A 3,621-nucleotide genomic window follows, 5' to 3' on the forward strand; every position below is an offset into this window, starting at 1 on the left:
GCCGTCTTGTGGCACGTTTGCGCAAGCCTCTGTCGCAAGTCATCGACAGGGCCGCGGGTTGGTTCCGCCGCCTGATATCGAATTGGAGGGAAAGTCTTATCAATTTGTTGGGGTTGGTGCGTCATAGTAGCGACGGCTAACGGAGTTGAACGGGATGAAGCTCGATCTGTCGCCGACGAGCTGGGGCAGGGTGATCGCTGTCACGGTAGTCGGTACTGCATTCTTCATTGCCGTGGCGTTCTTCGTCGATTCCTTCAATTTCCCCTATCTTTCGCCCGAGGCCGTGTGGCGGGCGAAGATGACCGACTTGTTGCTGCCTTTGGTGCTGGGCGGCTCGTTTCTGTTTTTCCTGATGTGGAAGATTCGCCAGCTGGCCATCGCGCAGCGCGATCTCAGCATCATCGCCGCGACAGACAGCCTGACGGCGGTGCTGAACCGTGGCGCCTTCTCTATGCTGGTCGAAGCCTATCTCGAGCAGACCCGAAAGCAGGAGCAGACCCGTTCGGGGGCGCTGCTGATCATCGACGCCGACCACTTCAAGTCGATCAATGACCGCCTGGGTCACGATTGCGGCGACCAGGCGCTCAAACTGATAGCGCAGGCGATCAAAGGGCAACTGCGTGGCGGCGATATCGTCGGCCGCATCGGAGGCGAAGAATTCGGCGTGTTTCTGCCCGGCGTGGACCCCTCGCAATCCTGGGTGGTCGCCGAAAGCATCCGCCGGCGTATCAGGGAGATGGAATTCTCACCCGGCGGCAGGCCTTGTCCGCTTTCCGTCAGCATCGGCGGCACAAGCTTTACCGGCCCGATCACCTATGAGGAAATCTTCTCCGCTGCCGACAAAAGGCTTTACACGGCCAAGTCGAACGGACGCGATCAAGTCAGCTTCGATCCGGCCGGAACGTCTCCGGCGCCTCCGCCCGGGGTTGCCACCGTGCATTGACGGTGGAAACTTGCAGCCGGCTGATCGGGAAGCTCTCGAAACCGATGCAGACCGCTTTCTCTACGCTTTCAAATATTGCGACCATGTCCAAGAATCTTACGGATAGCATACCGGCTCGATAGGCCATGGACGGCAACCGCTTGACGGTATATTCCCCCGCATAGGCGATGTTTCGTTGTTGGTAGAAACGGTTCTGACTCCTGAGTTTCCAAGCGTTCCGGCCGACTTGCGATCATGATTTTTGATGCTGGGGGGCATGTGGCGGGAACGGTCAGGTAAGCACAGCTATTATGATCCATTTGTTCAACGGCTTTCAGGATCCCTTTGGCGGCAGTGATCTCAAGACCTTGGAACTCTATCGGCTGTTGAGCGCCGATTCGGAAGTGCGCCTTTGGGCTGCGTCATCGAGGGCTTCAGATGAATTAACGCGGCAATTCCCGATACGTCGTATTTCCCCGCTTACGCGAAAAGTTCCGGATGGCGGCACTTACGTCTTTCTCGGAGCGCATTGGCGCAACAAGATGTGGCCTTACCTGATCCCACGGCCGCGCCGGCTGATTTACGACTTCAACACCCTTCATCCGAAGGTTCTCAACCTTACCACGCGCATGCCTCGGAGCCTGGGATGGCCCGCCGCCGAGATCGTGCTTGTTTCTGATTTCCAGAAGCGATTGCTCCAAATCGAAGGCACCGTGCACCCATCTCCGATCGAGATCGAACGTTTTTCTCCACGGCGTCTGGATTCGGATCGTCCGTTCACCGTCGGACGCTTAAGCCGCGATGGGCCGGGCAAACATCATCCCGATGACATACCCCTGTACGAGACATTGCTGGCCGAAGGCACAGCCTTGCGGATTCAGGGCGGGGCAGGGCTCAAGGACAGCCTCATGCCGCATCCGCAACTCGAACTGTTCCCACCCGGCCGATTTTCCGCCGAAGAGTTTCTGCAGACGCTCGACGTGTTTTATTATCGCACCGGTTGGCACGTGGAAACCTTCGGTCGCGTCGTGTTGGAGGCGATGGCCTGCGGTTTGCCTGTGGTCTGCCATTCCCATGGCGGCTATTCCGACCACATAAGGCATGGCGAAAACGGTTTCTTGTTCGAGACGACTGAACAGGCGTTGCGCATCCTTGCCGATCTCAAAGCCGATCCGACATTGCGGGCGACAGTGGGAAAAAGGGCGAGGGAGTCCTTCGAGCAGATCTATTCTTCCCAAGCTGTGCGACAGAGGCTGGATTTCTATTTGCGTTAGCCCGGCGTCTGAAACCGACTACCCGGCCGGTTTGGCATCCAACTCGACATCGCGTTAAAGGGTGAGCACCCGAATGGCCTCCGGATGGGTGGCAGGCTTCGGCGCGGAAACAGACTGGGCAGGACTTCTATCGATGACATTGATGGGCGCGGCGGCACTGCTGATCCTGATCCTGACTTACGCCGGTGTCGCCATTGGCCGCATCCCCGGTCTGCGCCTCGACCGGGCAGGGATCGCGCTGCTCGGCGGGGCCGCGATGATCGCCATCGGCGCGCTCAGCATGGAGGATGCCTACCGGGCGATCAATTTCGACACCATCACGCTTCTGCTCGGCATGATGATCGTGGTGGCGCATCTGAAAGTGTCAGGCGCCTTTCGCGGCCTTGGTGCCATCGCCATCGAACACGCGCACGCGCCCTTCATGCTTTTGGTGATGGTGACGCTGCTGACCGGCGTACTGTCCGCCTTCCTGGTCAACGACGCCATCTGCCTCGTCATGGCGCCGATCGTCGTCCATGTCACCCGTGTGATCAAGCGCAACCCGATCCCCTATCTGATCGCCACCGCCACCGCGTCGAATTGCGGCAGCGTCGCTACCATCACGGGCAATCCGCAAAACATGGTCATCGGCGCGCTGTCGGGCATTTCCTATCCGGCCTTTTCGGCAGCGCTGGCTCCGGTCGCCCTTTTCGGCCTCGTCGCGGTCGTTGTCATCATTCGTATCGTCTACCGGGCCGAATTCGCCCGAACGGTCCAACTGACGCCCGAGGTCTCGCGTGGCCGCATGCACAAGGGGCAGGTGCTGAAGGCGGTGGTAGTTTGCATCGGACTGGCAATCGCCTTCTTCGCCGGTGTGCCTGTCGCCAAGGCCGCGCTCATCGGCGGCGCCATCCTCTTGCTTACCCGGGCGATCAAGCCGGAACGCATCTACCGCGAGATCGACGGTCCGCTGCTGTTCATGTTCGCCGGTCTGTTCGTGGTCGTCGCCGGCGCCGAAAAGACGCTTCTTTCGCCAGACATGATCGCCTCGGCAAAGAACCTCGGGCTGGACGATGTCTGGCGTCTGTCCGGATTCACCGCGGTGCTTTCCAACATCATGAGCAATGTCCCGGCCGTGCTGGCGCTGCGGCCTTTCATACCCGGCCTGGAAAACCCCGAGCGCGCCTGGCTGGTCGTCGCCATGAGCTCGACACTGGCCGGCAATTTCACGCTGCTGGGTTCGGTCGCCAACCTGATCGTCGCCGAACAGGGCCGAGCCGCCGGCACGACGCTGTCGTTCGGCGCTTTTTTCAAGGTCGGCTTGCCGCTGACGCTGATAACGCTGGCCGCCGGCACCGCATGGCTGGCGTTTGGTTTCTAATGCATGTCGCCCAAAAGTGGCCCCGGTTTTGGCGCAACGACATGCATAAAACCAAAGGCTTAAAG

Annotated in this window: 3 protein-coding genes; all 3 read left to right on the top strand. The window is 59.8% G+C overall.

Going from position 1 to position 3,621, the window contains the following annotated elements; genetic code table 11:
* Positions 1-154 precede the first annotated feature (154 nt).
* The 3 genes from EN749_RS32580 to EN749_RS32590 all read left to right on the top strand — a co-directional run bounded on the left by EN749_RS32580 (position 155) and on the right by EN749_RS32590 (position 3,556).
* Entirely contained in the window at positions 155-943 is a 789-nt protein-coding gene (locus EN749_RS32580) for a GGDEF domain-containing protein (RefSeq protein WP_127319257.1), read from the top strand.
* A gap of 290 nt (positions 944-1,233) precedes the next feature.
* On the top strand, positions 1,234-2,196 hold the full coding sequence (locus EN749_RS32585) for a glycosyltransferase (protein ID WP_128364708.1): 963 nt from the start codon (positions 1,234-1,236) through the stop codon (positions 2,194-2,196).
* Between the two features lie 133 nt (positions 2,197-2,329).
* Positions 2,330-3,556, top strand: coding sequence for an anion transporter (locus EN749_RS32590; protein ID WP_128288942.1), 1,227 nt, complete (start codon positions 2,330-2,332; stop codon positions 3,554-3,556).
* Positions 3,557-3,621: the final 65 nt, after the last annotated feature.

The organism is Mesorhizobium sp. M7A.F.Ca.ET.027.02.1.1, from assembly GCF_004022985.1.
Lineage (GTDB): Bacteria > Pseudomonadota > Alphaproteobacteria > Rhizobiales > Rhizobiaceae > Mesorhizobium.